Origin of the sequence: Agriterribacter humi (assembly GCF_009192765.1) — a bacterium.
GTDB classification, from domain to species: domain Bacteria; phylum Bacteroidota; class Bacteroidia; order Chitinophagales; family Chitinophagaceae; genus Agriterribacter; species Agriterribacter humi.
Genome location: NZ_VOHQ01000002.1, coordinates 626,388 through 653,300 on the forward strand (window position 1 = coordinate 626,388; position 26,913 = coordinate 653,300).

Here is a 26,913-nt window from a genome sequence, read left to right on the forward strand (position 1 = left end):
CAACATAAAATGCTGAAGCTTAATTGTTGGGGTATGTACAAAAAAATTGAGGCCCATGGAAATGAGCCCCCTTTAGTTTCAACCCTAAACCCTTGAGAAAGATGTAATTGATATAACTAAGATTATGCCAAACTTTGTATAATGATATTAATTTTTAAATTTTTTATCAGAAAAGATCTTTCACTAAGTAGTTGCATTTAGTATTTTTCCAGGTTACTAAAGAAAAAGCTGCCTTCGATCAAGGCATTTTCATTGCTGTCACTTCCATGGATAGCATTTCTGCCTACATTTTCGGCAAAAAGCTGGCGGATGGTACCGGCATCTGCTTTTGCCGGGTCGGTAGCTCCTATCAGTTTACGAAAATCTTCTACAGCATTGTCTTTTTCAAGAATAGCGGCAACAAGCGGTGCGCTGCTCATAAATTCAACCAGTTCACCATAAAAAGGGCGCTCTTTATGAATGGCGTAAAATTCACCTGCTTTTTCACCTGAGAGCGATGTAAGCTTTAAAGCCACAATTCGAAAACCAGCTTTAATGATTTTATCCAAAATAGCTCCGGTATGACCATTTGCAAAAGCATCCGGCTTGATCATGGTAAAAGTAATATTACTCATATTTTTTTCTTTAGGGCAGCAAAGGTAACGGTTTAGTCTAAAAAAGATTTGACTGAATGCATATTATAATTGATTTTTGCGGCTTTGTATGAAACCCATCCAGGAGATTTATCCATTATTGAATACGCCGCGCAATGTAGTTGTTACCATGCATCAGAAGCCTGACCCGGATGCTATGGGTTCCGCTTTAGCGCTTGCAGGGGTATTGGCTCAGTTGGGGCATGAGGTTACGGTTATTTCGCCTACCAATTGGCCCGACTTTTTGAAATGGATGCCCGGTTCAAAAGCGGTTATAGATTTTGAGGCTACCAGGGAAAAAGCCAATATTGCTTTAGAAAAAGCAGAATGGTTATTTTGTCTGGATTTTAATGCTTTGTATCGTACAAAGCATATGGCGGCGAAGCTTGCTGAATTAAATTGCATTAAAATTTTAATAGACCATCATGAACAGCCGGAAACAGAGGCTTTTGATTATGGGATCAGCCTCACCGCTAAAAGCTCTACTTCGGAGATGGTATATGATTTTATTAAAGCGTCCGGCAATGAACATCTCATTAACGAAGAGGTAGCTGCCTGCCTGTATGCCGGTATAATAGGTGATACGGGTTCTTTCCGGTTTCCGGCTACCTCACCCGATGTGCATGAAATGGTGGCAGTTCTGAAAAGAAAAGGACTGAAGCATGCCATCATCCACGAAAATTTGTATGATAATTTCTTAGAAGACAGGTTAAGATTCATTGGGCATGTATTGTTGCACCGGATGGAAATATTTTACGAGTACAATGCGGCACTCATATCTATACCCAAAAGCGACCTGCTTAAATTTAATATCAGAACAGGCGATACGGAAGGACTGGTGAATTATCCGCTAACGATTCAGGGCATAAAATTAGCAGGGTTGGTTATAGACAGGGATGAAGAACGCAAATGGTCGTTCAGGAGCAAGGGAAATGTGGATGTAAATACTTTTGCCAGGAAATATTTTAATGGTGGCGGTCACTTCAATGCTTCCGGTGGAAGAAGCTCAGATTCGCTCCAGACTACTATGCAACTATTTAAAAAAGCAATAAAAGAAAACGCATCACAATTACAATGATCACAAGTATGAAAAAAATAACATGGTTAGGATCCGCAGTGGCTTTGGCTTTCGGATTGAGTTCCTGCAGCGGCGGTAGTGGGCCGTATAAAAAATTAGCGAACGGGATGGAGTACAAAATTATCGGCAGCGGTAAAGGAAGCCCCATTGCGTATGGCGAGGTAATGAAATTTCATTTTGCGCAGAAATACAAAGATTCTGCAATGAAAGATACCTATAGCCAGCCACCGCAGTACCAGCCTATTGACAGTACCGGTATGCAATTGCCTAAAGAATATTATGAAGTATTTAAAAATGTAAGGATAGGAGACAGTGTGATTACCCGCATTCTTACCGATAGTGTGTTTAAAGGTGGAATGGCCATGATGCCAAAAGAATTTAAAAAAGGGGAATATCTGATTACCACGTTTAAAATACTGGGTATTCTGAAAGCCGATAGCGCACAGGCGGATTTTGCCAAAGAAGTACAGAAGTTTCAGGAGCAGGATTCTATTCACGCTATTGCGCAGAAAGTAAAAGACGATAAAATTTTGCAGGATTATATTGCTAAAAATAATATCAAAGCTACCAAAACGGAAGAAGGTACTTATGTAGAAATTCAGCAGGCTGGCGGAGAACCGGGTAAAGATGGTCAGTCTGTATCCGTTAAGTATACCGGCAAATTCCTCGATGGCGAAGCGTTCGACAGCAATGTGGATACTTCTTTTCATCACACCGAGCCTTACACATTTACATTGGGCACCGGTGGCTCTATAAAAGGATTTGATGATGGGCTGAAGCTGCTTGGTAAAGGAGCTAAGGGCAGGTTATTTATTCCTTCAGTATTGGGTTATGGTTCACAAGGTTCTGGCAAAATAAAGCCCAACACCAACCTCATGTTCGAGATAGAGGTGTTGGATGTAAAAGATGCACCGGCTCCGCCCCAGCAGTTACCTGCACGTCCCCAGATTGCTCCAAAAAAGCAATAAAGGGAAAGGCGAAAGAAAAAATGGGATGGTGTTTTAATGAACAGAAAGGTAGGAGCTGGTTTTAAATGAAAGATATTCACCACTGACTACTCACCAAATAGTATTCAAACGGACAGGTTACTCCGGTAGCCTGTCCGTTTTGCGTTTAAAATAAATTGGCAGCAAAAAAACAGGAAATAAAAAATAATACGTAAGCTGTAAAACAAAGTACATAATAGGGCTGTTAAAATTACAATAAGCATAGATGCGTTTACGGAACAATCTATTAAAGCATTAGCCCGGAAAAGAAAAATGACCGCTTCAGGTCTTATAAGGGAATTTGTACGTACGGCTTCGAAGAAAGAAAAAATTGATATTGCTGAACAAGGTTTGGGTACCTCGCTCAGACCTTCTTTTCCCATTGAGGAATTGCCCGTATTGGATTATAAAGCCATATTGGGAATGATCAGGGAAGAAAAATTTAAAGCTGGCAAATGATTGTTTTCGTTGACACTAATATTTTTTTGGATGCTCTGTTAAACCGGGAAGGATTAGCAACCGATTCAGAAAGAGGTTTAAACAAATGCTCAAAGCCAGGATATAGTATGTATACATCTTCTGTGTCTTTTGCTGACATTACTTATTTTCTAACTAAATACAGGCCCGCGAAAGCTGAAATTTTATCAGAAGTGTTATTGAAAAAAAGTAAATATAGCTCAGACGCGGACAAAAGATTTTCAGAAGGCTCTGCAAAGTAATTTTAACGACCCTGAAGAGGCCTATCAATATTATACGGCTTTACAAATTCGGGGAACTATATATTTTATTACACGCAATATTAAGCGTTATAAGCATTCGGTTATTAGTGTGGTTACCCCAGGAGTATTTCTTTCGGCCACACAGGAGAAGTGAAAATGAATTGTCGTATTCCTTAAGCCTTTTTATAAACCATAAAAAGCGCTATTGCTTCCTTAGTCTCCTTTACATCGTGCACCCGCAATATATTGGCGCCATTCATAAGGGCAATGGTGTGTAAAACCGTAGTGCCGTTTAAAGCACCTTCTGCTGTGGTGTGTAATGTTTTATAGATCGTTGATTTGCGTGAAAGTCCAACCATCACCGGGCGTTGAATGATCTGCAGGGCAGGCAGCGATTTAAGCAACGTAAAATTATGCGCGATGGTTTTTCCAAAACCAAACCCGGGGTCAATAATAAGATCATGAATGCCTGTTTTTGTGCATTGGTCTACCTTGCGGATCAGGTAATCCAGTACGGTAGTAGATACATCTTCATACTGTGGATCTTTTTGCATAGTACCCGGTGTTCCCTGCATATGCATGCAAATATAAGGTACATGTAAAGTTGCTGCAGTAGAAAGCATGGCCTCGTCCATATCGCCGCTGCTAATGTCATTTATGATAGAAGCGCCAGCCTGCACAGCGGATTTTGCTACTTCGGAAGAATATGTATCTATTGAAATGATGGCATCCGGAAAACCCTGCATTATGCGCTCAATAGCCGGCACCGTTCTGTCTGTTTCTTCCTGCACACTAATCCTTTCACTGCCAGGCCGGGTACTTTGTCCGCCAATATCTACAATGTTTGCACCCTCCGTTATCATCTTTTCCGCAAGCTGGACTATTTCATCAACATGCTGCTTCCTGCTTTCTTTGTAAAATGAATCAGGTGTGGCGTTAATGATACCCATCACCCATGGTTTATCCATCGCCAGCAAACGGCCTTTACAGTTTAAAGTGTACATTATTTGTTTTCGGCTTATTTTTGAAACTTCAGCTAAAGAACAAAAATAGTTCATCCCATATTAAATGAGCAGTTCAATAATGACAACCATTCAGCAATATGATACCGCGGTAAAATCGTGCAGGGATATTTTTTTAAAGAAAACAATAGATTATGGCACATCCTGGAGGGTATTAAGAACCATTTCTGTTGTTGACCAGATATATATAAAAGCCAAACGCATCCGTACCATCCAGGAAAACAGATTGCAGAAAATTGATGATGATATTGCATCGGAATTCAAGGGCATTTTGAATTATGGCGTAGTAGGCCTTATGCAAATGGAGCTGAAAGCAGATGAGGTGGAGGAATTAGATGTGCATACAGTACAACAATTATACGATAAAGTAGTTGCCGGCGCAAGGGCGCTAATGGAAAATAAAAATCACGATTACGGGGAAGCGTGGCGGGAAATGAGCCAGGAAAGTTTTACTGATCTTATTTTATCAAAATTATTGCGGATCAAACAAATATTGGCCAACAAAGGGCAAACGCTGATAAGCGAAGGGATTGATGCCAATTATTACGATATTATCAATTATGCGGTTTTTGCATTGATTCTCATCGGTGAGGGAAAGCATTGATATCGTAATAAACGTTTGGAAAAAATCAATCTCAAAATCAGTACATACCTTTGCTTATCGTTTGCCTGCCTTTACGTATTTATTAAATCTTTTCATATCCATGTTAGATATCATTATAGTTGGTGGGGGTCCTATAGGACTTGCCTGTGCATTGGAAGCCCAAAAAGCCGGGTTAAAATATTGCATCCTGGAAAAAGGCTGTTTGGTTAATTCCCTGTATAACTATCCGTATAATATGACTTTCTTTTCCACGTCCGAACGGCTGGAAATAGGCGGAATTCCATTTGTATCTATATCGGTAAAGCCTACCCGAAATGAAGCGCTGGAATATTATCGCCGCGCCACACTATCCAATCACCTGGATGTACACCTGCAGGAAGAGGTGAAGTCCATTAACAGCAGGGATAATGCGTATGAGGTAATTACTACAAAAACAACCTACCATACAAAATACATTGTACTGGCTACCGGCTTTTATGATAAGCCGGTGTTAATGAACATACCGGGTGAAGATTTGCCCAAAGTAACCCATTACTATAAAGAGCCGCACTTTTATGCCATGCAAAAAGTAGTGGTCGTCGGCGCCAACAACTCCGCTGTTGATGCGGCACTGGAAACTTTTCGCAAAGGAGCCGAAGTAACCATGGTGATCAGGGGCAGCGAAATAGGCAAGCGGGTAAAATATTGGGTGAAGCCGGATATGGAAAACCGTATTGCTGAAGGAAGTGTCAAAGCTTTTTTCAATTCCACCTTATCAGCTGTTTATGACGACAGGGTAGATATACAAACACCCGGTGGAATAGTTACGATACCCAATGATTATGTAATCGCCACTACGGGTTACCAGCCACAGTTTGATTTTTTGCGAAAAACGGGTATTCATTTGTCGGATGATGAAAAGCTACACCCCGACTACAACCCCGAAACAATGGAAACCAATAAAAAAAATATTTACTTAGCCGGTGTGGTATGTGGTGGCATGGATACGCATAGCTGGTTCATCGAAAATTCAAGAGTACATGCTTCGATGATTATGAAAGATATTTTGAAAAAGGAAATGGAAGGAAATAACAGGAATTCCAAATGACAAGAACCAAATAAAATTCAAATATTAAATCCGAACCTGGAAACCCGAAATTCGAAGGGAAATGCAACTATAAACTACAAACGATAAACTCCAAATCCCTCCTGTTTCAAATCTTTTCTACGGAACATTAATATACTTATGCACCTGCAGGCTCATCTGCCATTGCGGGTTTGCTTTTATATAATCAATGATCATGGGAGTAACCACAGCCGCTTTGCTCCATTCCGGTTGCAGGTACAACTTGCAATCCGCATTCGCCAAAGCCGCAAATTTTTCACCCCACGCAAAGTCCGATTTATTGTAAATGATTATTTTCAATTCATCGGCAAGCGAAACCACTTCGGGTAATGGTGCTTTAAATTTTTTAGGTGAAAGACATACCCAGTCCCACACACCGCTCATGTTGCTGCTGCCCGAAGTTTCAATATGTGTGCGAAAGCCGGCAACTTGTAAGGCCTTTGTAAGTAATTCAAGATCGTAGAGTAGTGGTTCCCCGCCTGTTATTACAGCAATAACTTTACTGTTATCGTTTGGTTTATACCCGGCAGGAATAGCCTGCAATGCAGTGTTTACAATAGTGTCAATTGATTTTTGCGGATGCGCATCAGCGTCCCAGCTTTCCTTTACATCGCACCAAACACAGCCTACATCGCATCCGCCGAGGCGAATAAAATACGCAGCTTTTCCCTGGTGCGCACCTTCCCCCTGGAGCGTATAAAATGACTCCATAACAGGAAGCGTTGTTGCTGGAATATGTATTGCTTTTTTCAAATCAAATTAATATTTACAAAGCAGCCATCTCTTTAAAAAACTTAACTCCCAAACCATAAACCACAAACCATAAACCATAAACTTTCCACTATTGCGTAGCGGCAAGGTAAGTATTCTGCATAAGTGCCGCTATGGTCATTGCGCCGACTCCACCGGGCACGGGGGTGATATAGCTGCATTTGGGAGCTACTGTTTCAAAGTGTACATCTCCCTTAATGGCATAGCCCTTCTTTTTGGTTTTATCTTCTACCCGGGTAATGCCCACATCAATTACTATAGCTCCTTCCTTCACCATATCTGCGGTAAGAAATTCCGGCTTGCCCAGTGCCGCTACAATAATATCTGCCTGCAGACAAATGGCTTCCAGGTTACGGGTATGGGAATGGCAGAGGGTTACTGTGCAATTTCCGGTAGGTGTATTTTGGCTGAGGAGAATGCTTATGGGGCGGCCTACAATATTGCTTCGTCCTATTACCACCGCATGTTTACCTTTCGTTTCAATTTTATAATGTTCCAGCAACAGCAAAATGCCATAAGGCGTAGCGGGAATATAAGCAGGTTGGCCCTGGATCATTTTACCAATGTTGGCAGGGTGAAAACCATCTACATCCTTTTCCGCCGCAATGGTGGTGATCACTTTTTCTTCCGCAACTTGTTTGGGCAGCGGTAGCTGAACCAAAATTCCGTCAATATTGTCATCTGCATTCAGTTCCTGTATTTTTTGAAGCAGAACATGTTCCTCAACATCTGCGTCAAAACGGATAAGAGTGGATTGATACCCTATTTCCACGCAGGTTTTTACTTTTGAGGCAACATAAGTTTCACTGGCGCCATTATTACCCACTAAAACGGCTGCCAGGTGAGGTGTTTTTTTGCCCTTTTCTTTGAGGGCATCCACTTTTATTTTTAAATCGTTTTTTACAGCCTGTGCTACCAGCTTGCCATCTAATATTTGCATGGCGCAAAGGTAGATGTGAAAATTGAAAAGGCAAAAGCGAAATCAGGAGGATATTACTATTTAATGATCCTTTCTGATTAAAAACCTGCCTTCTTATTTTTATTTGCTCTAATGTGTTCTCTATCTTTGCCATATGTTATCCATCAGCACCCGTGGGCAGTTAATGCCGGCATCGCCCATCCGGAAATTGGTTCCATATGCCGAAGCTGCCAAACAAAGAGGCATAATGGTATACCATCTCAATATCGGGCAGCCCGATATTGAAACGCCCAAACCTATGCTGGATGCAGTTCGTCATTCGGATTTTAAAATATTGGAATATAGCCACAGCGCGGGCAATGAAACGTACCGGCGCAAGCTGGTAAAGTATTACAAAGCTGCCGGGATAGCTATTGATCATACTCATATCCTCATTACTACCGGTGGATCGGAGGCTATTTTATTTGCCATGATGAGCTGCCTTGATGCAGGAGATGAGGTAATCATTCCTGAACCATTTTATGCCAACTATAATGGGTTTGCTGTTGCTGCAGGAGTAAAAGTAGTGCCGGTAACTTCCTATATTAAAGATGGGTTTGCGCTGCCACCTATTGCTGCCCTTGAGCAAAAAATAACCAGCCGCACAAAAGCCATTCTTATTTGTACTCCTAATAATCCCACAGGATACCTGTATAGCCGGGAAGAGCTGGAAACCCTAAAAACCATTGTTCAGAAGCATGGGTTGTATCTTTTTTCTGATGAGGCATACAGGGAATTTTGTTATACTGGCACGCATTTCAGCGCCATGCAAATGAAAGGCGTGGATGAAAATGTAATATTGCTGGATACCATTTCCAAACGCTATAGTTCATGCGGGGCAAGAATTGGGGCATTGATTACGAAGAACAAACAGGTGCTGGAAACGGCTATCAAGTTTGCGCAGGCCAGACTTAGTCCGCCTTCTTTCGGGCAAATTGCCGGGGAAGCCGCATTGGATCTGCCGGCTGATTATTTTGACGCTACTAAAGCCGAATATCAATTAAGAAGAGATACATTGGTAGCGCGTTTAAATAATATTCAGGGTGTATTTTGCCCCAATCCCGGAGGTGCTTTTTATGCTATGGCCCAGCTTCCTATAGATGATTCCGACCGGTTCTGTCAATGGATATTAGAATCCTTTTCTTATGAAGGACAAACGGTAATGATGGCGCCGGCAACAGGATTTTATGAAACACCCGGACTTGGAAAACAGGAAGTACGCCTCGCCTATGTGCTCAATACAGGCGCTATTCATAAAGCAATGGATTGCCTCGAAAAAGCGCTTGAGGTATATAAGAATCTGGTGTAGAGATTGGTTGAGTAGTTGGTGTTTGGTTGACTGGTTTACCCCACTATGTTCGCCACTTACCACTTATATCAAGACAAGACACTGACAATTCACTACTTACCACTCACTCCTAAGCCTGTGCAGTAGGTCCTCCAAAATTGAGTGGGATTTGTATTTCTTCAATATCCTGTATAGGTCCGTTGGCTGCTTCAAAGCGTTTTACATTATCTACAAGGGCTTTCATAAAACGTTTGGCATGCTGTGGTGTAAGAATAATTCTTGATTTTACTTTGCTTTTGGGTGTGCCCGGCATCACATTTACAAAGTCTACCACAAATTCGGCATGGCTGTGCGTAATAATAGCAAGATTGGCATAAACGCCTTCCGCGATTTCTTCAGAAATTTCTATATTGAGCTGATTGGGTTGCTGATCTGCCATGATGGTTGTTTGTGCAAATGTAATTAAGATTTGATATTTGGTATTGATATTTGAAATGGAGAAACTTTACTGACCACTGACTACTCACTACTGACAACTTCTGTCCAATCTTAATTATTACATTTGATCTCTCTTAAATCAAACAGTTATATGAAAAAATATTCCTGCTTAACCATAGGTGCTGCAATGTGGATATTGTTCTCATGCAATGGTAACAATAATGCAACTGCAACAAATGAACAAACAAAAGATTCATCCATGACCTATATACAGCAAAGGTTGGCCTCCTATGAAAAGGTAAAACTAACAACCGATGTAAATCAGCTTACCCAAAAAGAAAAACAGATGTTGCCCCTGCTCATTGAAGCTGCCCGTGTTATGGACGACTTGTTCTGGCTTCAGGCTTACGGCAACAAGGACAGTTTGCTGAATGCCACTGCTGATGAAGCAACCAGGCAATTTATCAGCATCAATTATGGTCCGTGGGACAGGCTGAAGAATGATACAGCTTTTGTTGCAGGTGCAGGTGTTAAACCGCCGGGTGCTAATTTTTATCCGAAGGATATGACCAAAGAAGAATTTGAAAAGGCCGATATAAAAGATAAGCAGGGATTGTATTCCATTGTTGAACGTGATGCTGCCGGTAAACTGTATTCAGTTCCTTATCACCAGGAATATAAGGCGCAACTTGAAAAGGCGGCTTCGCTGCTGAAAGCGGCGGCAGAGCTTGCAGAAGATACAGGATTGAAAAAATATTTGCAACTGCGTGCTGAAGGGCTTGTTACCAGTAAATATACCGCCAGCGATATGGCCTGGATGGATATGAAAACAAATGGTATTGATTTTATTATAGGCCCTATTGAAAATTATGAAGATAAATTGTTCAATTACCGTGCATCCTTTGAAGCTTACCTGCTGGTAAAAGATAAGGAGTGGAGCAGGCGCCTGGCCAAATATGTTGCCATGTTGCCCGAACTGCAGGAAGGACTTCCGGTGGAAGAGAAATACAAGTCGGAAAAGCCCGGTACCGACTCGGAACTGAATGCCTACGACGTTATTTATTATGCAGGCGATTGCAATGCGGGCTCCAAAACCATTGCCGTTAATTTGCCCAACGATGAAACCATACAAAAAACAAAAGGCACCCGTCGTTCACAACTTAAAAATGCCATGCGGGCCAAATTCGACAAAATACTGATGCCCATAGCCGGTGAGCTCATTGATGCTTCGCAATTATTCAAAATAACATTCGATGCTTTTTTCTCCAATGTTATGTTTCATGAAGTAGCGCATGGCTTAGGTATTAAAACAACAGTAAATGGTAAAGGAACTGTTAGGGCGGCTTTGCAGGAACAGCAGTCATGGCTTGAGGAAGCGAAAGCAGATATACTGGGTTTATACATGGTAACAAAACTGGTAGAAAAGGGAGAGCTGCAAGGGGATATTGAAGGGTATTATACCACGTATATGGCAGGTATATTGCGTTCTGTTCGTTTTGGCGCCGCCAGCGCTCACGGTAAGGCCAATATGCTCAATTTTAATTTCTTCCAGGAAAAAGGCGCCTTTGAAAAAACAGGTGAAGGCCGGTATAAAGTGAACTATGAAAAATTCCGTACGGCAATGAATGACCTGGGGGCGCTTATTCTAACATTACAGGGCAATGGCGATAAAGCAGGTGTGGAAGCGCTGCAAAAAGAGAAAAGCGTTATTAAGGCCGATCTGCAATCTGACCTGGATGCATTACAGCAAAAAGGAATACCCGTAGATGTTGTTTTTGAGCAGGGGCTAAGTGCGCTTGGGCTAAAATAGGGTAGAATACCCGGTTTGAAAAGCCACAAAACTTACAAACCATACACTCCCGGGTCATAGGCATAAAAAAGCACCGGATTTCCAGTGCTTTTTTATAAAATTAATCTATTGTTTACTGCACTTCCGTACTATGGTAAAGCTCTTCATCAATGAGAATGCGACCACAGTTCTCGCAAACGATAATCTTTTTATGCTGGCGTATTTCACTTTGTCTTTGAGGCGGAATGGCATTAAAACAACCGCCACATGCATCTCTTTGTACAGGCACAATAGCCAGTCCGTTACGGTAACTGTTACGGATCCTTTCATAAGATGCCAGCAGGCGGGGTTCTACTTTTTCGCGGGCTTCGGAAGATATTTTGTGAAACTCGTTCTCCTCTTTTTCTGTATCGCCTATTATTTTTTCAAGCTCTCCTTTTTTATGTTTTAGAACACCTTCTTTAGCACCCACCGCTTTTTTAGCGCTCTCTAACAGGCGGGCTTTATCGCCAATTTCTTCATTTGCGTCTTTAATATGCTTTTCGGCCAGTTTTATCTCGAGATTTTGCAATTCCATTTCCTTGGTAATCGCTTCAAATTCCCGGTTGTTCTTTACGTTTTCACTTTGCTTTTCATATTTCTTCACCAGTGCCTGGGCATCCTTGATGATGTTTTTCTTTTGCTCAATAAATTCCTGGATGCCATTAATCTCTTCTTCCACACGGGTTTGCCTGGCATGAAGTCCGTGTATTTCATCTTCCAGGTCACGCACTTCCATGGGAAGCTCTCCTTTCAGTATTTTAATCTCATCTAACTTGGAATCTATTTTTTGCAAAGCAACGAGTGAAGAAAGTTTTTCTTCTACGGAGAATTCTTTTACGTTGGCCATATGATCTATACGATTTATGAATTAAGCGTAATAAAATACCGGGTTGGTATTTACCGCTGTTTTTAGGACGGCAAAGGTAGGAAATTTTTCCAGCAAAATATCATGCAATAAGTCAATCGTGTATCGCTCGCTCTCAAAATGCCCTATGTCTGCTATTACCATCCGGTTATCAGCGTCAAAAAATTCATGATATTTAATATCAGCACTTATAAAAATGTCTGTTTTTGCATGTAATGCCTTGGAAATCAAAAAACTACCTGCACCACCGCAAAGCGCTACCTGTTGTATGGGCCTGCCAGTGAGTTGTGTATGACGGATAACCGGAAGTTGAAAACTTTCTTTTAAAAAAGCTAAAAATGCCCTTTCTTCCATAGGTTCGGGTAGTGAACCTGTAAGACCAGACCCAATATACTGGTGTGTATTCTCAAGCTGAACCACATCATAGGCCGGCTCCTCATAAGGATGAATGGCTGTAAGAGCCTGTATGATCCTTTGTTCCAGCCATGCAGGAAATATGACCTCAACTTTTATTTCTTTTTCATAATGAAGTTCGCCGGGAAGGCCGGTAAAGGGGTTTGTGCCTTCTTCTCCTTTAAAAGTTCCGGAACCCTCAACATTAAAACTGCATTGACTGTAATTGCCAATGTGCCCTGCTCCTGTATTAAACAAGGCGGTTCTCAGGTTTTGTGCATGTTCAACGGGTACAAAAGTGTATAGTTTTTTAAGGGTTCCTGTTTTGGGCAGCAATATGCCCCGGTTGACCAATCCCAGCCGGTCTGCCATTCGTCCGTTTACGCCGCTGATAATATTGTCAAGATTGGTGTGGATGGCATAAATAGCGATATCATTTTTGATGGCTTTTATGACAGTACGCTCCACGTAGTTTTTGCCGGTAATGCGTTTCAGTCCTTTAAAAATAAGAGGATGGTGGGACACTATCAAATTACACTTCCGCTCAATCGCTTCATCAACAACTGCTTCTGTAGCATCTAACGAACAAAGTACGCCTGCACATTCCTGTTGCTCATTGCCTGCAAGTAAACCGGCATTATCATAAGATTCCTGCAGCGATGGGGAAGCCGTGTTTTCCAAAACGTTAATGATGTCCTTAATTTTCATAAATCTTCAAAAAGTAATATAAAAATAGCCATTACTTTGCTGCGAAATTATTTTTCCGTGTTCACAGGCATATTATGATGAAGAAAATTGTTCTCCTTTTCTTGAGTTGCATCCTGCTATTGCAAATGAATGCCCAGCAGTATAAGGGAAACTGGGATGCCTACGTGATACAAATGAATCGTAAACCTATATCGGTTGTAGTTGACCTCGATTTTGGCACATCTCCGCAAGCAAAGGAAAATCAAAATGTAATTATTGTGCAGTTAAATGTTAACCATGTGCAGGCTGATGGTATGCCTGTACGAAATGAAATAAAAACATTAGACAGTATAGAAAACGGGCTGGTGAGCAATTTAAAAAACGCTTTAAATGCATTGTATACCGGTCGTTATACACAGGATGGGAAGAGAGATTTTTATTTTTATACTAACGACACTTCTCATTATGAACAGCATATAAAATCTGTTTTACAAAATTTCCCTTCCTACACCTGGACTGTTTCGGCAAGCCGTGATGCTGAGCTGAGCAATTATCTTAATGTATTGTATCCTACTCAAAAAGAAATGGAGCATATACAGAACAGGCGTGTGGTAGATGACCTGCGACAAAAAGGAGACGCGCTGACTGCTGCCCGCAAAGTGGATCATTTTATTTTTTTTAAAACGGAGACCGACAGGAAAAAGTTTGCAAGAGCTGTGCAGGACAGTGGTTTTGTTGTAGAAAATGCGGGTAAAGAAATGGGAGTAAAAGAGCGTCCTTACAGTTTGCAGATTTCAAGAACGGATAAAGTAGATTATAACAGCATAGATAAGGTAAGTATATACCTGTGGGAACTGGCGATGCATCATTTTGGAAAATACGACGGATGGGAGACCTTTGTGGTGAAGTAATAAATGTGGAAATGTGGAAATTTGAAAATTTGAAAACGGGTGTATCCTAAAGATTAGCTACAAACGGTAAATTCTAATGAATTTAGGATTAAGTTGGATCAAATAGTCCAGATATATTTTAACTCGGCAATGGAAGAATGAATGTTTGGGATTGCACCGAAGTGCCGCTCTTCTCCGCAAGGAGAGGAGAAGGAGGTGAGGCTGCTTCGGTGTATAGCCACCCCAACGGGTTTATCCTGGCAGAATTTGAAAGTGAAAGCGGTCGGTACGTGAAAAAAAAGCGTCAGACCGCGGGAGTGCCGATAGCTGTTCGCTGAAAGCCGTTCTTAACGATAGTATGACATCTCAACAACTATATGAACAGTACACCGCTCAAATGCGTAAAATAGCCGATGTAAAATATACGCTTGCGGTTTTACAATGGGACCAGGAAACTTATCTGCCTGCCAAAGGAGCAACACTTCGTGGGCAGCAAATGGCTACGCTCAGCGAAATAGCGCACCAGCTTTTTGCGGATGAGCAATTGGGTGTATTACTGAACGATCTGTCGGGAGCAAATGAACTTACATTTACACAGCAACGCAATGTAGCGTTAACGCTTGAAGACTATAAAAAGAATAAAAAATATACCTCTTCCTTTGTGCGGGAGCTTTCTGAATCAACCAGCAGGAGCTATCATGCCTGGATAGAGGCGCGGAAGCAAAATGATTTTCGTGTTTTTGAAAAAAGCCTTGACGATCTTGTACACCTTAAAAAGGAAGAAGCGCATATATTGGGGTTTAAACAACATCCTTATGATGCATTATTGAATGAATTTGAAAAGGGCGCAACGGTTGCCTGGCTGGATACAGTATTTGATGAGTTGCAGCAGCCTTTAAAAGCATTGCTTTCAACCGTTATGCAGCGGCCTCAGCCCGATGATGATTTTTTGCACCAGCATTTTGAAAAGGATGCGCAGTGGCAATTTGGGCTGGATATGCTCAAAAGAATGGGCTATGATTTTGAAGCAGGAAGGCAGGATATTTCCGAACATCCTTTTACCACCAGTTTTAATGCCATGGATGTACGGGTTACTACCCGAATTGATGAAAATGATTTTACTTCCATGACCTGGAGTTGCCTGCACGAAGGCGGCCATGCCCTGTATGAACAGGGGTTACCTGCAGAACAATATGGATTGCCACTTGGTGAATATTGTTCGCTGGGCATACATGAATCGCAAAGCCGCCTGTGGGAAAACTGTATTGGAAGAAGCAAGGCTTTTATAGAATATAATATTCCGCTCATCCGGCAATACTTTCCGCAATTAAAACAAGCCGGTCCCCAACAGTTATTTGCTGCGGTAAATAAGGTAAAACCTTCACTTATCCGTACAGAAGCAGATGAGTTGACCTATCATTTTCACGTAATGATACGCTATACGCTGGAGAAAAAACTGATAGAAGGGAGTTTATCAACAAAAGACATTCCGCAGTTCTGGAACGAATCATACAAACGATTACTGGGCGTTGATGTACCCGATGATAAAAATGGCTGCCTGCAGGATATTCACTGGAGTCATGGAAGTTTTGGCTATTTTCCCACCTATAGTTTGGGAAGTCTTTATGCGGCACAGTTTTTTGCCACTATACAAAGTGCATACCCCGGTTTGTTAAACCAGGTAGCCGATGGAGATTATTCAAAGATTCACCAATGGTTACAAACGCATGTATATCAATACGCAAGAGCGTATACAAGCAGTGAATTGTGCAATAAAATAACAGGCGAACCGTTACAATTGAAGTATTTTATGCAGTATCTTAACGATAAATATTCAGCCGTTTATCATTTGTCTTAAATAAGGGGTTTATGGAAAAATTTCGTGCCTGTTACGGCCTGCTGTTTTTGCTTGTTTTTTCGGTAAGTGGCATCCAATGTAAAAAGATAAAAGAGGATCTCGGTAAAAAGTTTATCATAGATGCTATGACAAGCGGACTGTGGGTCGTGCAGGTGTTCACAGATGACAATGTTGACATTACTGCAGATTTCGGTGGCTATGAATTTCAATTCAGGGAAGATGGGAAAGTATTTGCTATAAAAACAGGAACAGCAGAACAGGTATCGGGTACCTGGGAAGGCAATGTAAATGACCTGACCATATTTTCAAATTTTCCCGGTGCAGGTGAGCCCCTGGTGAGGCTTAATGATACCTGGAAAATTACCAATAATACACCAAAACTTGTAGAAGCCAAACCTTTTAATGCTGTCCGTACCGCCTATCTTAAGCTGGTAAAAAAAGTTTAAATAACAGGGTATTAAAATCCCAACTTTTCCCTGTAAATCAACGTATACACACAGAACGTTTAATCCTTTTATATCTGCTCCCTGGAAAGTATCTTACACAGTGGCTGAACTATATAAAAAAATACGATAGTTTTGGCCTCAGTTGGCATGCAAATGGTATATAGTGATCACAAATCTGACCCTGTAATAAATTTATTGCGGCTTGAAAAAAGGAATATTTAATAGCATATTACTATTGTTGCTTGCTCTAACCGTGAATGCACAAACCCCTGTGGCAGACTTTTCAGGGTCTGTATTATCGGGTTGTGCGCCCCTTCGTGTAAATTTCAAAGATTTATCTTCAGGCGATCCTAAATACTGGGATTGGGACCTGGGCAATACCCAGCTATCCAATACTCAAAATCCGGCTACTACTTATTCACAACCAGGAACCTATACTGTTACTTTGGTCGTTCGCAATGCAAGCGGTGCAAATGCGGTAACCAAAACGGGATACATTACGGTCTATCCTTCGCCTACTGCTTCATTATCGGCCGACATTACTACAGCCTGCTTACCGGCCACCATCCAGTTTACCGGCACGGCTTCCACAACGGTGGGAACGATCAGCGATTGGTCGTGGGATTTCGGCGACGGAGGGACTTCCAACCAGCAAAACCCGCAGCATACCTATACCGAAACGGGCTATTACAATGTGGCGCTTACGGTAACCAGCAGCAACGGTTGTACCCGCCGCGTAAGCAGGGCAAGGTATATACGTATGGTTTCGGGCATTGTGGCAGATTTCGTAAACACGCCTTCGGCAGAATGTAAGCCGCCATTTGGTGTGGCTTTTACCAATGAATCCAGCGGACCGGGCAGGCTCACCTATACCTGGGATTTCGGGAATGGCAGCACTGCCGATTCAGCCAATCCGGTTGCCAGCTTTGCCACCGATGGCGACTACCCGGTAAAACTGATCACCCAAAGCAATTACGGCTGTAAGGATACGGTTGAAAAAACGGTTACGGTTACCACCTATGCGGCCAGCTTCAACAGCCCCGACAACAGTTGTTTGGTTGAAGCAGTGAATTTTGAAAACACTTCCGCTGCCGGCGCTTCGTCTTTGGTATGGGATTTCGGCGATGGTACACAATCTACAGAACCCAGTCCTGTTAAAACCTATGATGCAGCGGGGAGCTACACGGTAAAGCTCATCCACAATTACCCGAATTGCAGCGACTCTGTTAGTAAAACAATCAATATAACGCCTAAAGCGAATGTTGATTTTACGGCTACCAATAACTTAGGTTGTGGCGTTCCGCTTGAAGTACAGTTTCAAAACAATACGGCAGGCGCTGTAAGCTGGCTATGGGATTTTGGCGACGGAGACACTTCCACAGACCAAAATCCAACCCACATTTATACCAATGCTGCATCTTACGATGTTACACTTACGGTAACAACTGCCAGCGGTTGTGGCAATACCATCACAAAACGCAGGTTTGTTCGGGTTATACCTACAACCGTTAAAATTATTGCTGAAGAAGATGGAGGCTGCGTAGGTTTAACCATTCATCCTGTTACTGAAATCAGAACAGTTGATGATATCGCTTCCTGGTCCTGGAATTTTGGTGATGGAACTCCGGCCAACAATAGTGAAACGCCCGTACATACATATAACAGTACAGGCGTATTCCCTATGAAAGTTACGGTTACTACTGTTGACGGCTGCACGGTTACTGCCACTCATCCGGTGAGGGTTGGAACACCACCTTCGGGCGCAGATTTTACGGTTGACCCCACCGGCAATTGCGTATCGGATAGTGTAAGATTTTATGGAACTGCAACAGACGCCAATGAATGGTTATGGGATTTTGATGATGGCGAGACCTCTACAGACCAAAACCCGGTTCATTTATATCGTGATACAGGTACCTTTGCAGTAAAATTAATTCCGCTTAATAATGGTTGTCCCGGCCCGGCGAGAACCAAGACAGATCTGTTCCGCAAAGATCCCCCGGTGGCCAATTTTGGTTTTGAAGTAGATTGTTCCAACCGCTTATTGGTAACTTTTACCGACAGGTCTATTGTTGATCCTTTGCTTGGTGAACCTGTATATGCCTGGGATTTTGGAGATGGATCTACATCGGCGGAGAAAAATCCTCCGGTGCATGCTTATTCCGGCAACGGAAAATACAAAGTAACACTTAAGGTTACCAATGGTGATTGTTTCGGGGTTTATGTACAGCAAATAGACATCTCTGCCTTAAATACAGATTTTACATTACCCGCCGATCCTTTTTGTAAGAACGGGCAGCTACTTTTTACTGCATTAGAAGATACTGCGTTGGTGAAGGATTTTGCCTGGTTGATGGATGGGGAAATGGTTGGAAACGAACAGGCTTTCGATACACTGTTTGGGGCTGCGGGTGATCATACCCTTACACTAAGGTTAACAGATAAAAACGATTGTGTACTTACTGAAGTATCAAAACCACTTTCGGTTAAGGGTCCCACAGCACAATTCACATCTTCTGCCACGACAAACTGCGGAAGCGATGCCGTTAGTTTTACCGATCAATCCACTTCCGGCACATCCATTGCCGAATGGTTATGGGATTTCGGCGACAGCACAACACAGGCTTTTTCGGCGCCACCTTTTGCACACCAGTATGCCGATACCGGAACGTATAGGGTACAGCTTACCGTAAAAGATATAGATGGTTGCACGGATACATACGCTCTTGCAGATCCTATAAAGGTATCGGCCCCCAAAGCTTATTTTGGCGCTGCGCAAACACTGTTTTGTCCGGGTATGCCCTTAGTCTTTAACGATTCATCCCAGGGTACGGGGCTTACTTATCTATGGGATTTTGGCGATGGGCAAACGGCAACAGGGCAAAACCCGTCAAATATATACGCTGATGGGAAGTATACAGTAAAATTAGTGATAACCGATAGTTTGGGCTGTAGTGATTCTTTAATAAGAACAGACTATATAGATGTAAAAACACCTGTGGCAGCTTTTGAAGCAGCCGATACTTCATCTACCTGCCAGTTGCTGGAAGCCAAATTCTTTAACAGATCAGAGAATTACGAATCCTTTTATTGGGATTTCGGTGACACTACCAACTCCACACTGGCAGACCCCAGGCATTTTTATGATGTGTATGGAAATTATGTGGTAAAGCTTTACGTAAAGGGCTATGGTGGCTGCCTTGATTCCGCGGTAGGCCAGGTGGTTGTATATGATCCTTTTGCCTATACTAAAATCAACTATACGGTTCCGTCTTCGGCCTGCAATGAAATGGCGGTTAATTTTGATGTGGTTACGCCCCCTGGCACCCGGTTCCAGTTTGCTTTTGGTGATGGCAATATGGATACTTCCGGTCAAACGGCGTTGAGCCATCTCTATGATTACCCGAACACCTACCGGCCCAGTGTGTTGCTGGTTGATTCGCAGGACTGCAGGGTAACTGTAAACGGCCCAACACCCATCAATGTAAAAGGCGCTGTGCCCGTTTTTAATATTGACAAAAAACAATTTTGCGATTCGGGAACCGTATTTGTTACCAATTATTCCATCAGCAATGAACCTATTGTTTCGCATGTGTGGGACTTTGGTGATGGTCAGACAACCCCCGATGAAGATCCGCCCGCTCATGCCTTTTCACAGCCGGGCTTATACCCCGTTTCGCTTACCGCTACCACGCAGAGTGGCTGCGAAAAAACATTTACTGACACGGTGAGGGTTTACCGGACACCAAACCCGGTAATTGCGGTGGAGGACATTACCTGTATAAACCGGGCGATCGCATTTAATGGCACACTTACCCAACCGCCGGATACCGCCATACAATGGAACTGGAATTTTGGCGATGGAAGAACATCTGCTGAGCGGAACAATGACATCAGTTATGAAAACCCCGGCAGCTATACTGTAACCTTAACAGCAGCCAACAGTTTGGGATGCGGGAACACTGCTACCCTTCCTTTAACCGTTGCGCCGCTGCCTGTTATTACAGCGCAAAATGTAGTTATACCGGTTGGGGGTGAGATAGTGTTGCCCGTAAGCTATAGCAGTGGCATCGCCAATTATACATGGACACCGCCGGAGGGATTAAGTTGCACCACCTGCCCAACTCCAATAGCCAAACCATCCCTGACCACTACCTACAATGTGCAGGTAACAGACAGCAATACCTGTGTAAGCAATGCTGATATAATGGTGGAAGTAGTTTGCAAGTCGGAGAATTATTTTGTGCCCAATACGTTTTCGCCCAATGGTGATGGCATGAACGAAGTATTTTACCCCCGTGGCAAAGGACTGGCAAGCGTACAATCTATGAAAATTTATAACCGCTGGGGACAACTGGTTTTCGACCGGCGAAACTTTTCAGCAAATGATCCTACAAAAGGGTGGAACGGAAAAATGGGGAACCAGGCTGTGCCACCCGATGTATATGTATATATGATAGAATTTGTGTGCGAAAATGCGCAGATTGTACCCATGAAGGGGAATGTAACACTAATAAGATAAGCGTATGTTCATTAAAAGAAATACATATTATCTGCTTTTTTGTAAGCTGCCAAGGCAAAGCTTTCTAGCTTTTTTTGTACTGTTTTCAGTTGTTGCAAAAACACAGGATCTTCACTTCTCGCAATTCTACGAAGCGCCATTGGTAAGAAATCCTGCACTTGCGGGGCTTTTTGAAGGCGATGTAAGAGCACAATTGGTATACCGCAACCAGTGGGGAAGCGTAACCACGCCTTATCAAACGGGTTCACTTAACGGAGAATATAAGTTTGCCATTGGCAAAGGCGATGATTTTATGACTGCAGGCTTGCAGATATTATGGGATAAGGCCGGTTCGGTGGCGCTCAACACCACGCACCTTTTGCCTGCAGTGAATTATCACAAATCCATGAACGCCGATAAGAACAGGTACCTTTCTATTGGATTCATGGGCGGATTGGTGTCGCGGCGGCTTGACCGTTCTAAAGTAACCACCAATAACCAGTATGTAGACGGCTTTGGATACAATGGCTCCCTGCCCGACGGGGAAACTTTTGCATCCAATTATTCTTATTTTGACGCCGGAGTGGGTATGAGTTACAATTCATCATTGGGAGATAGAAAAGAGAATAATTTTTTTGTAGGATTTGCCTATCATCATTTTAATAAGCCCGCTAATTCCTTTTATCAAAAATTACAGCATTTGCCCAAATGGGTGGTTTCGGGGGGATTGAGAACGACTATGGGCGATTTATCATACATCACTTTTAATGCCGATGTAAGTGTACAGGGTCCTTTTAAGGAACTGATAGGAGGAGCAATGTATTCAAGAAAAATAGGAGACGAAGAAGCGCCTGATTATATTATACACATGGGTGGGTATTTAAGATGGGAAGATGCAATCATACCTGTAGTAAAATTAGACTATCATCCTTTTTCAGTAGCATTCAGCTATGATATGAACATATCGCAATTGCGCACATCGAGCCAGGGCAGGGGAGGATTTGAAATTGCGCTTAGCTACATTGGCTTTTTGAACAGCAATGGCAGTACTAAAGACATATTACGCTGCCCGCGGTTCTGATTATCAGGGATTTTTATTTTCACATAGGGGAAACTGTAAAGCCTGTCGCCTTGGCGCTCATAACAATTTCATTTTCAAATTTTCAAATTTCCACATTTTCACATTACATCAAATTACCATTTTTCAATTTTTCTGCTATACTTTGAAAGCCAAAATTTGCGTTATCTTTTGCAGATAAAATCCTAATTTTATAAAGTGAAGAATTTTACGCTGATATTTTTGGCAGGAGTGATGTTGCATTTTTCCGGCTTTAGCCAGGAAAAATATCTCCTTGCTGCCAAAGAACCCGTGGTAAAAATCTTAAAATTCTATCCCAATCCTGCTACTACTTTCATCAATTTCGACTTTCAGAAAAGTTACGACAAGTCTTATAGTTTACGGATATATAATTTTTTGGGCAAAAAGGTTTTTGAGCTTGCCAATATAAGCCTCACCAACCAGGTAAATCTTTCCGATTTTACACGGGGAGTATACATTTTTCAACTGCGCGACAGGAACGGAAAGATCATCGAATCGGGAAAGTTTCAGGTGTCCAAATAAGCATATTGTTTGCATATGGTTTTATGCAGCATACCGGTGAAGTTTACTGTATTCAAATCGCAGGGATTTCAATCTTCTCAATTATACTTTATTTCCTTATTAATTACTAATAATAATACGCGATTACGTCATCCATAAAAGATGATTGAAAGTTGATGTTATTATATAGCCTTACTATTAATTTAATAGCCCGACACTCATGCGCTGGCTATTAAAGACCCAGGATGTAAGATAAGTAGCTTACTATTTTTCAAAGCACAGCCCTGACCCTCAATTTTCAAATTACCAGTAGTGCCGGATAGGTGTTTATGCTAACTCACTGTGTAGCATACACGAAAAAAAGATCGCGTTACAATTCTTTGGAAAATGTTTCGTTTGAGCAGTGAATTTTCATTTTAAATCTTCTTTTTAACTAAACCCTTAATTCGATGAGAAACCAATTTAATTTTTGGTATTTGGCTACATTTTTATCCCTGGCTTTATTTTTTTCCTGTAAAAAGGATGACAATCCTGCAACCACTCCTCCTGTTGAGTCTACTCCTCCGCCGCCGGAGCCAACGTTGTTTGAGATGGTGCAGGGCAGATGGGATGTTGACGTACCTTTTGCCGGGAAGAAGGCCAATCCATCATCCCCTTCTTTTAAAAACCAGGAAAAGCAGGATATAGGTACGGTCACATCTGCAGAGTTTTTCGGCGATAGCACATGCATCATAACGTTTGATCACTATTATGCTATTGTTCACACCATCTCCGTTTCGGACAGCATCACTTTTAACATAGATGGACTTGGACCGCTTACAGATATCAGGGTGTTTGGTGATTCTTTAAGTTTTTCGTTCACGTATTATGATATTCCAATGACCGTGAATGCAGCAAAGAGGAAAAATGTACAGGTGGATGAAAATAAGAAAGCGCTGTTGAATAACTGGAAGTTAACTACTGAAGAAGATGGTGCTGCCTTTTACGAAAATAATCAGATAAATGGCGACTTTTATATGATTATTTCGGCGGCGGGAAGTTTTGTGCAGCAATATCCAGATTACGCTGAGTCAATTAACTGGAAGTGGCATCCCGAAGAGCCCGATGCTATTGTGACTTATGCTGCAGGGCAGGATGAGGCAAATAATAATCATTATTTCAAGATACTGGAGTTAAGCGCTACCAGGTTAAAGGTGCAGGAAATCTCTTTGGACCCGGTATATGAGGACGATGGAACAGGTAATGAAGTGATCACGGGATACGAAAAAGTAATAGTTAACACCTTTGTTCTTACCGCCAAATAAAAAATTGCACAGGTAAAAACAATATAAAAGCCGCCGGACATCCACACCGGCGGCTTTTTGATCTTATATCCACTTTAAAGGTCAAATTATAACCCGCCTTCTTTCCAAAACAGGCAATTCGAGGCCTGACAAATCCTGCAAAGAAGGAGAAAAGAAAAAGCCGGTCATGAAACCGGCTCGTTCAATTTTGTTGCCCGACCTGGATTCGAACCAAGACAAACAGTACCAAAAACTGTCGTACTACCATTATACTATCGGGCAATCCTTCCTTAAAGCAAGTTTAAGGGCTGCAAAAGTAAATACTCGCAGCATGTAAACCAAATTTCATCCAGGGATAATTAATGGGCTTTAACTAAGTAGTAATTTTTTCTGCCTTTTTGGATCAATACATATTTGTTGTGTAAAAGATCGGCAACAGTAATTTCCTTTGAAATATTATCTATTTTATTACGGTTAATGCTTACACCCCCATTCTGGATCATCTTTCGTGCCTCTCCCTTGCTGGAAAAACTACCCGTTTCAGCTAAAAAGGAAACAATATCAATCCCGCTGCTGATTTTTTGTTTCGGATAATCAAATTTTATCACACCTTCCATATTTTCGAGATCCTCTGCGCTTAATGATTCTACTGGCGCCGTTTGACGGGAAAATAATTTTTCTGTTGTTTCAATGGCTTTATTGTATTCCTCTTCTCCGTGAATGAAAATAGTTACTTCTTTGGCCAATGTTTTTTGTAGCAGGCGATTGGCCGGATTTTGGCGATGCTGTTCAAGCAGAGTATTGATCTCTGCCGGAGCTAAAAAAGTGAAAATTTTAATCCATTTTTCAGCGTCTTCGTCTGAAGCATTAAGCCAGAACTGATAGAACTGGTAAGGAGAAGTTCTTTCTGCGTTTAACCAGATATTGCCTTTTTCAGTCTTGCCGAATTTCCCACCGTCGGCTTTTGTAATAAGCGGGCAGGTAAAAGCAAAAGCTTCACCGCCTGCCTTACGCCGTATAAGTTCCGACCCGGTAGTAATATTGCCCCACTGATCGCTGCCGCCCATCTGAAGCTTGCAGTTTTTATTTTTGTAGAGCCAGTAATAGTCGTATCCCTGCATGAGCTGGTAGGCAAATTCGGTGTAGCTGATGCCTGTATCGCCTTCAATGCGCTTTTTTACACTGTCTTTAGCCATCATGTAATTCACCGTAATGTGTTTTCCTGCATCGCGCAGGAACTCAATAAAGCTGATATTTTTGAACCAGTCGTAGTTGTTTACCAGTTCTGCGCCATTGGGAAGCACAGGATCAAAATCCAAGTGTTTCTCCAATTGTTTCCTGATCCCGGCTATATTAACGTCTAATTGTTCGGAGCTCAGCAGGTTTCTTTCTTCGCTTTTACCGCTGGGATCGCCGATCATACCTGTTGCACCGCCGATAAGGGCAATAGGTTTATGTCCTTTTTTTTGCAGGTGTACAAGCAATAAAATGGGTACCAAACTACCGATATGCAGGCTGTCTGCCGTAGGATCAAAACCAATATAAGCCGTTGTCATTTCTTTATCCAATTGTTCTGCTGTTCCGGGCATTATATCCTGAAGCATGCCCCGCCATTTCAATTCTTCTATAAGCGTCATTTTCAAATGGTTTTGGGCAAAAATAATGTTAGTTTATGAAGGCTGTTTAAAAAGGCAATATTTTGAGCACAAATCCGTTATAAAAGCTTGTATTTTAATGTCCACCGCTGCTAAGTGTTCCTGTGTATATTTGTAATGCCAAACGGTCCGGAAGGATCGGCTACAAGATGAAATTACTTATCAGAAAATAAGTTGAATGAAAAAAGTGCTTCTGAGAACAGTTTTGATTGTCCTGTTAAGTAGTAGCAAGAATTCCTATGCCCAGTTCCGTAAATATTCAAATGAGTTTCTGAATATAGGAGCCGGGGCAAGAGGGCTCGGAATGGGTGGCGCGCAAATAGCTTCGGTTAGCGATGGCAATGCGGGTTACTGGAATCCTGCAGGGCTCGTGCATATAAAAGATAACCCGGTTGTAAATTTTATGCATGCTGAATATTTTTCCGGGATCGGTAAATACGATTATGGCAGTGTAGCCATTCCGCTAAGCGACAAAAAAAGAACCATTGCATTATCCCTGCTGCGATTTGGTGTGGATGACATTCCCAATACATTATACCTTGTTGAGCCCGATGGTTCCATCAACTATAATAATATCCGTTCTTTTTCTTCGGCCGATTATGCTTTTCTTTTTTCTTATGCCCAGAGTGTAAAGCAAACAGGCAACAAATTGTTCAGTTTTGGCGTCAATGCCAAAGTCATTCATCGCAATGTAGGCACATTTGCAAAGGCATGGGGTTTTGGTTTGGATGCGGGTGTGCAGATGCATGCCGGGCGATGGAAATTAGGTATCGCGGCCAGAGATGTTACTACAACGTTCAATGCCTGGAGCTTTAGTTTTACAGAAGAGGAAAAGGAAGTACTCTATCTTACCGATAATGAAATACCGGTAAAGTCAACAGAGCTTACGGCCCCCCGGTTGGTACTGGGCGGAGCGTATGATTTTGCGATAGGCAAAAAATTCAATCTCCTTGCTGAAGCCAATTTAGACCTCACTTTTGATGGCAAAAGAAATGTGATCATCAGTGCAGACCCGGTAAGTGTTGATCCGCGGTTGGGTATTGAACTGGGTTATAAAGACCTGATTTTTGTAAGAGGCGGTGTTTATAATTTTCAGCGTGCCCTGGCAGACGGAGATACCCTCAATCAAAAAAAAGTATGGATATATCAGCCCAGCCTCGGTGCAGGCTTTAAATTAAAGCATATTGCCATTGATTATGCTTTTACGAATCTTGCCAATCAATCCAATCCCTTATATACGCATATCTTTTCTATACGGTTAGATTTAGTGAAAAAGGAAAAGAATAAAAGCGTTAAAAACTAA

The 26,913-nt window shown here is 42.0% G+C and carries 23 protein-coding genes and 1 tRNA gene; 15 read left to right on the plus strand and 9 right to left on the minus strand.

All coding sequences use genetic code 11. The annotated features are described in order from the left end of the window. Positions 1-197: 197 nt before the first annotated feature. Positions 198-614 (minus strand): nucleoside-diphosphate kinase, encoded by a 417-nt coding sequence (locus FRX45_RS05625; RefSeq protein ID WP_152267412.1) that lies wholly within the window; start codon positions 612-614, stop codon positions 198-200. Positions 615-702: 88 nt separating this feature from the next. Between FRX45_RS05625 and FRX45_RS05630 the strand changes: the two genes are divergently transcribed. From FRX45_RS05630 to FRX45_RS05640, 3 genes are all read left to right on the plus strand, one after another. Continuing rightward, on the plus strand, positions 703-1,710 hold the full coding sequence (locus tag FRX45_RS05630; RefSeq protein WP_152267413.1) for a DHH family phosphoesterase: 1,008 nt from the start codon (positions 703-705) through the stop codon (positions 1,708-1,710). Between the two features lie 8 nt (positions 1,711-1,718). Continuing rightward, a complete protein-coding gene (locus FRX45_RS05635) occupies positions 1,719-2,678 on the plus strand; it encodes an FKBP-type peptidyl-prolyl cis-trans isomerase (protein WP_193311601.1) in 960 nt (319 codons plus the stop codon). A gap of 291 nt (positions 2,679-2,969) precedes the next feature. Beyond that, positions 2,970-3,155, plus strand: a complete 186-nt coding sequence (locus FRX45_RS05640) for a hypothetical protein (protein ID WP_152267415.1) — start codon at positions 2,970-2,972, stop codon at positions 3,153-3,155. A gap of 433 nt (positions 3,156-3,588) precedes the next feature. Here the strand turns inward: FRX45_RS05640 and folP are convergent, their stop codons facing one another. Continuing rightward, positions 3,589-4,419, minus strand: a complete 831-nt coding sequence (gene folP, locus FRX45_RS05655) for a dihydropteroate synthase (RefSeq protein ID WP_152267417.1) — start codon at positions 4,417-4,419, stop codon at positions 3,589-3,591. A 64-nt stretch (positions 4,420-4,483) separates the two neighbouring features. Between folP and FRX45_RS05660 the strand changes: the two genes are divergently transcribed. Beyond that, a complete protein-coding gene (locus FRX45_RS05660; protein WP_226805001.1) occupies positions 4,484-5,041 on the plus strand; it encodes a DUF1599 domain-containing protein in 558 nt (185 codons plus the stop codon). 100 nt (positions 5,042-5,141) lie between these two features. Further along, positions 5,142-6,128 carry a YpdA family putative bacillithiol disulfide reductase gene (locus FRX45_RS05665; protein ID WP_152267418.1) on the plus strand — a complete coding sequence of 329 codons (987 nt, stop codon included), beginning with the start codon at positions 5,142-5,144 and terminating at the stop codon, positions 6,126-6,128. A 117-nt stretch (positions 6,129-6,245) separates the two neighbouring features. Here FRX45_RS05665 and FRX45_RS05670 read toward each other — a convergent pair whose 3' ends face one another. Together FRX45_RS05670 and FRX45_RS05675 are read right to left on the minus strand one after the other, a co-directional pair. After that, complete coding sequence (locus FRX45_RS05670) at positions 6,246-6,899, minus strand: 7-carboxy-7-deazaguanine synthase QueE (RefSeq protein WP_226805003.1); 654 nt, start codon at positions 6,897-6,899, stop codon at positions 6,246-6,248. An 88-nt stretch (positions 6,900-6,987) separates the two neighbouring features. Continuing rightward, the gene (locus tag FRX45_RS05675; protein ID WP_152267419.1) at positions 6,988-7,857 is read right to left on the minus strand and encodes a bifunctional 5,10-methylenetetrahydrofolate dehydrogenase/5,10-methenyltetrahydrofolate cyclohydrolase; all 870 of its coding nucleotides are present in this window, start codon (positions 7,855-7,857) and stop codon (positions 6,988-6,990) included. A 133-nt stretch (positions 7,858-7,990) separates the two neighbouring features. Between FRX45_RS05675 and FRX45_RS05680 the strand changes: the two genes are divergently transcribed. After that, positions 7,991-9,184, plus strand: a complete 1,194-nt coding sequence (locus FRX45_RS05680) for a pyridoxal phosphate-dependent aminotransferase (protein ID WP_152267420.1) — start codon at positions 7,991-7,993, stop codon at positions 9,182-9,184. A 109-nt stretch (positions 9,185-9,293) separates the two neighbouring features. Here the strand turns inward: FRX45_RS05680 and FRX45_RS05685 are convergent, their stop codons facing one another. Then, a complete protein-coding gene (locus FRX45_RS05685) occupies positions 9,294-9,602 on the minus strand; it encodes a DUF3467 domain-containing protein (RefSeq protein WP_152267421.1) in 309 nt (102 codons plus the stop codon). A gap of 150 nt (positions 9,603-9,752) precedes the next feature. On the opposite strand from FRX45_RS05685, the gene FRX45_RS05690 reads away from it, so the two are divergent. Then, positions 9,753-11,411, plus strand: coding sequence for a dipeptidyl-peptidase 3 family protein (locus tag FRX45_RS05690; RefSeq protein ID WP_152267422.1), 1,659 nt, complete (start codon positions 9,753-9,755; stop codon positions 11,409-11,411). A 112-nt stretch (positions 11,412-11,523) separates the two neighbouring features. On the opposite strand, the gene FRX45_RS05695 is transcribed toward FRX45_RS05690, so the two are convergent. After that, positions 11,524-12,279 (minus strand): zinc ribbon domain-containing protein, encoded by a 756-nt coding sequence (locus FRX45_RS05695; RefSeq protein WP_152267423.1) that lies wholly within the window; start codon positions 12,277-12,279, stop codon positions 11,524-11,526. A gap of 21 nt (positions 12,280-12,300) precedes the next feature. Next, entirely contained in the window at positions 12,301-13,398 is a 1,098-nt protein-coding gene (locus tag FRX45_RS05700; protein WP_152267424.1) for a Nif3-like dinuclear metal center hexameric protein, read from the minus strand. 74 nt (positions 13,399-13,472) lie between these two features. Here FRX45_RS05700 and FRX45_RS05705 point away from each other — a divergent pair, with 74 nt between their 5' ends. From FRX45_RS05705 to FRX45_RS05735, 7 genes are all read left to right on the plus strand, one after another. Then, entirely contained in the window at positions 13,473-14,288 is an 816-nt protein-coding gene (locus FRX45_RS05705; RefSeq protein ID WP_152267425.1) for a DUF695 domain-containing protein, read from the plus strand. Between the two features lie 337 nt (positions 14,289-14,625). After that, positions 14,626-16,125 (plus strand): carboxypeptidase M32, encoded by a 1,500-nt coding sequence (locus FRX45_RS05710; RefSeq protein ID WP_152267426.1) that lies wholly within the window; start codon positions 14,626-14,628, stop codon positions 16,123-16,125. Positions 16,126-16,136: 11 nt separating this feature from the next. Beyond that, entirely contained in the window at positions 16,137-16,571 is a 435-nt protein-coding gene (locus FRX45_RS05715; RefSeq protein ID WP_152267427.1) for a hypothetical protein, read from the plus strand. A 202-nt stretch (positions 16,572-16,773) separates the two neighbouring features. Further along, positions 16,774-21,093, plus strand: a complete 4,320-nt coding sequence (locus FRX45_RS05720) for a PKD domain-containing protein (protein WP_152267428.1) — start codon at positions 16,774-16,776, stop codon at positions 21,091-21,093. 4 nt (positions 21,094-21,097) lie between these two features. After that, on the plus strand, positions 21,098-22,153 hold the full coding sequence (locus FRX45_RS05725; RefSeq protein ID WP_152267429.1) for a PorP/SprF family type IX secretion system membrane protein: 1,056 nt from the start codon (positions 21,098-21,100) through the stop codon (positions 22,151-22,153). 195 nt (positions 22,154-22,348) lie between these two features. Continuing rightward, positions 22,349-22,693 (plus strand): T9SS type A sorting domain-containing protein, encoded by a 345-nt coding sequence (locus tag FRX45_RS05730; RefSeq protein ID WP_152267430.1) that lies wholly within the window; start codon positions 22,349-22,351, stop codon positions 22,691-22,693. A gap of 455 nt (positions 22,694-23,148) precedes the next feature. Continuing rightward, positions 23,149-23,976, plus strand: a complete 828-nt coding sequence (locus FRX45_RS05735; RefSeq protein WP_152267431.1) for a hypothetical protein — start codon at positions 23,149-23,151, stop codon at positions 23,974-23,976. A gap of 190 nt (positions 23,977-24,166) precedes the next feature. Here the strand turns inward: FRX45_RS05735 and FRX45_RS05740 are convergent. Continuing rightward, positions 24,167-24,237, minus strand: a tRNA-Gln gene (locus FRX45_RS05740). Positions 24,238-24,314: 77 nt separating this feature from the next. Beyond that, positions 24,315-25,592 carry a tyrosine--tRNA ligase gene (tyrS, locus tag FRX45_RS05745; protein WP_152267432.1) on the minus strand — a complete coding sequence of 426 codons (1,278 nt, stop codon included), beginning with the start codon at positions 25,590-25,592 and terminating at the stop codon, positions 24,315-24,317. 196 nt (positions 25,593-25,788) lie between these two features. Between tyrS and FRX45_RS05750 the strand changes: the two genes are divergently transcribed. Further along, a complete protein-coding gene (locus FRX45_RS05750) occupies positions 25,789-26,913 on the plus strand; it encodes a putative type IX sorting system protein PorV2 (protein ID WP_152267433.1) in 1,125 nt (374 codons plus the stop codon).

Coding starts and splice junctions, on each gene's coding strand:
- FRX45_RS05680 (WP_152267420.1), top strand. CDS start 7,991: ATGTTATCCATCAGCACCCGTGGGCAGTTAATGCCGGCATCGCCCATC.
- FRX45_RS05690 (WP_152267422.1), top strand. CDS start 9,753: ATGAAAAAATATTCCTGCTTAACCATAGGTGCTGCAATGTGGATATTG.
- FRX45_RS05710 (WP_152267426.1), top strand. CDS start 14,626: ATGACATCTCAACAACTATATGAACAGTACACCGCTCAAATGCGTAAA.
- FRX45_RS05630 (WP_152267413.1), top strand. CDS start 703: ATGAAACCCATCCAGGAGATTTATCCATTATTGAATACGCCGCGCAAT.
- FRX45_RS05705 (WP_152267425.1), top strand. CDS start 13,473: ATGATGAAGAAAATTGTTCTCCTTTTCTTGAGTTGCATCCTGCTATTG.
- FRX45_RS05695 (WP_152267423.1), bottom strand. CDS start 12,279: ATGGCCAACGTAAAAGAATTCTCCGTAGAAGAAAAACTTTCTTCACTC.
- tyrS (WP_152267432.1), bottom strand. CDS start 25,592: ATGACGCTTATAGAAGAATTGAAATGGCGGGGCATGCTTCAGGATATA.
- FRX45_RS05725 (WP_152267429.1), top strand. CDS start 21,098: ATGTTCATTAAAAGAAATACATATTATCTGCTTTTTTGTAAGCTGCCA.
- FRX45_RS05625 (WP_152267412.1), bottom strand. CDS start 614: ATGAGTAATATTACTTTTACCATGATCAAGCCGGATGCTTTTGCAAAT.
- FRX45_RS05675 (WP_152267419.1), bottom strand. CDS start 7,857: ATGCAAATATTAGATGGCAAGCTGGTAGCACAGGCTGTAAAAAACGAT.
- FRX45_RS05685 (WP_152267421.1), bottom strand. CDS start 9,602: ATGGCAGATCAGCAACCCAATCAGCTCAATATAGAAATTTCTGAAGAA.
- FRX45_RS05700 (WP_152267424.1), bottom strand. CDS start 13,398: ATGAAAATTAAGGACATCATTAACGTTTTGGAAAACACGGCTTCCCCA.
- FRX45_RS05640 (WP_152267415.1), top strand. CDS start 2,970: ATGACCGCTTCAGGTCTTATAAGGGAATTTGTACGTACGGCTTCGAAG.
- FRX45_RS05660 (WP_226805001.1), top strand. CDS start 4,484: ATGAGCAGTTCAATAATGACAACCATTCAGCAATATGATACCGCGGTA.
- FRX45_RS05635 (WP_193311601.1), top strand. CDS start 1,719: ATGAAAAAAATAACATGGTTAGGATCCGCAGTGGCTTTGGCTTTCGGA.
- FRX45_RS05665 (WP_152267418.1), top strand. CDS start 5,142: ATGTTAGATATCATTATAGTTGGTGGGGGTCCTATAGGACTTGCCTGT.
- FRX45_RS05715 (WP_152267427.1), top strand. CDS start 16,137: ATGGAAAAATTTCGTGCCTGTTACGGCCTGCTGTTTTTGCTTGTTTTT.
- FRX45_RS05750 (WP_152267433.1), top strand. CDS start 25,789: ATGAAAAAAGTGCTTCTGAGAACAGTTTTGATTGTCCTGTTAAGTAGT.
- folP (WP_152267417.1), bottom strand. CDS start 4,419: ATGTACACTTTAAACTGTAAAGGCCGTTTGCTGGCGATGGATAAACCA.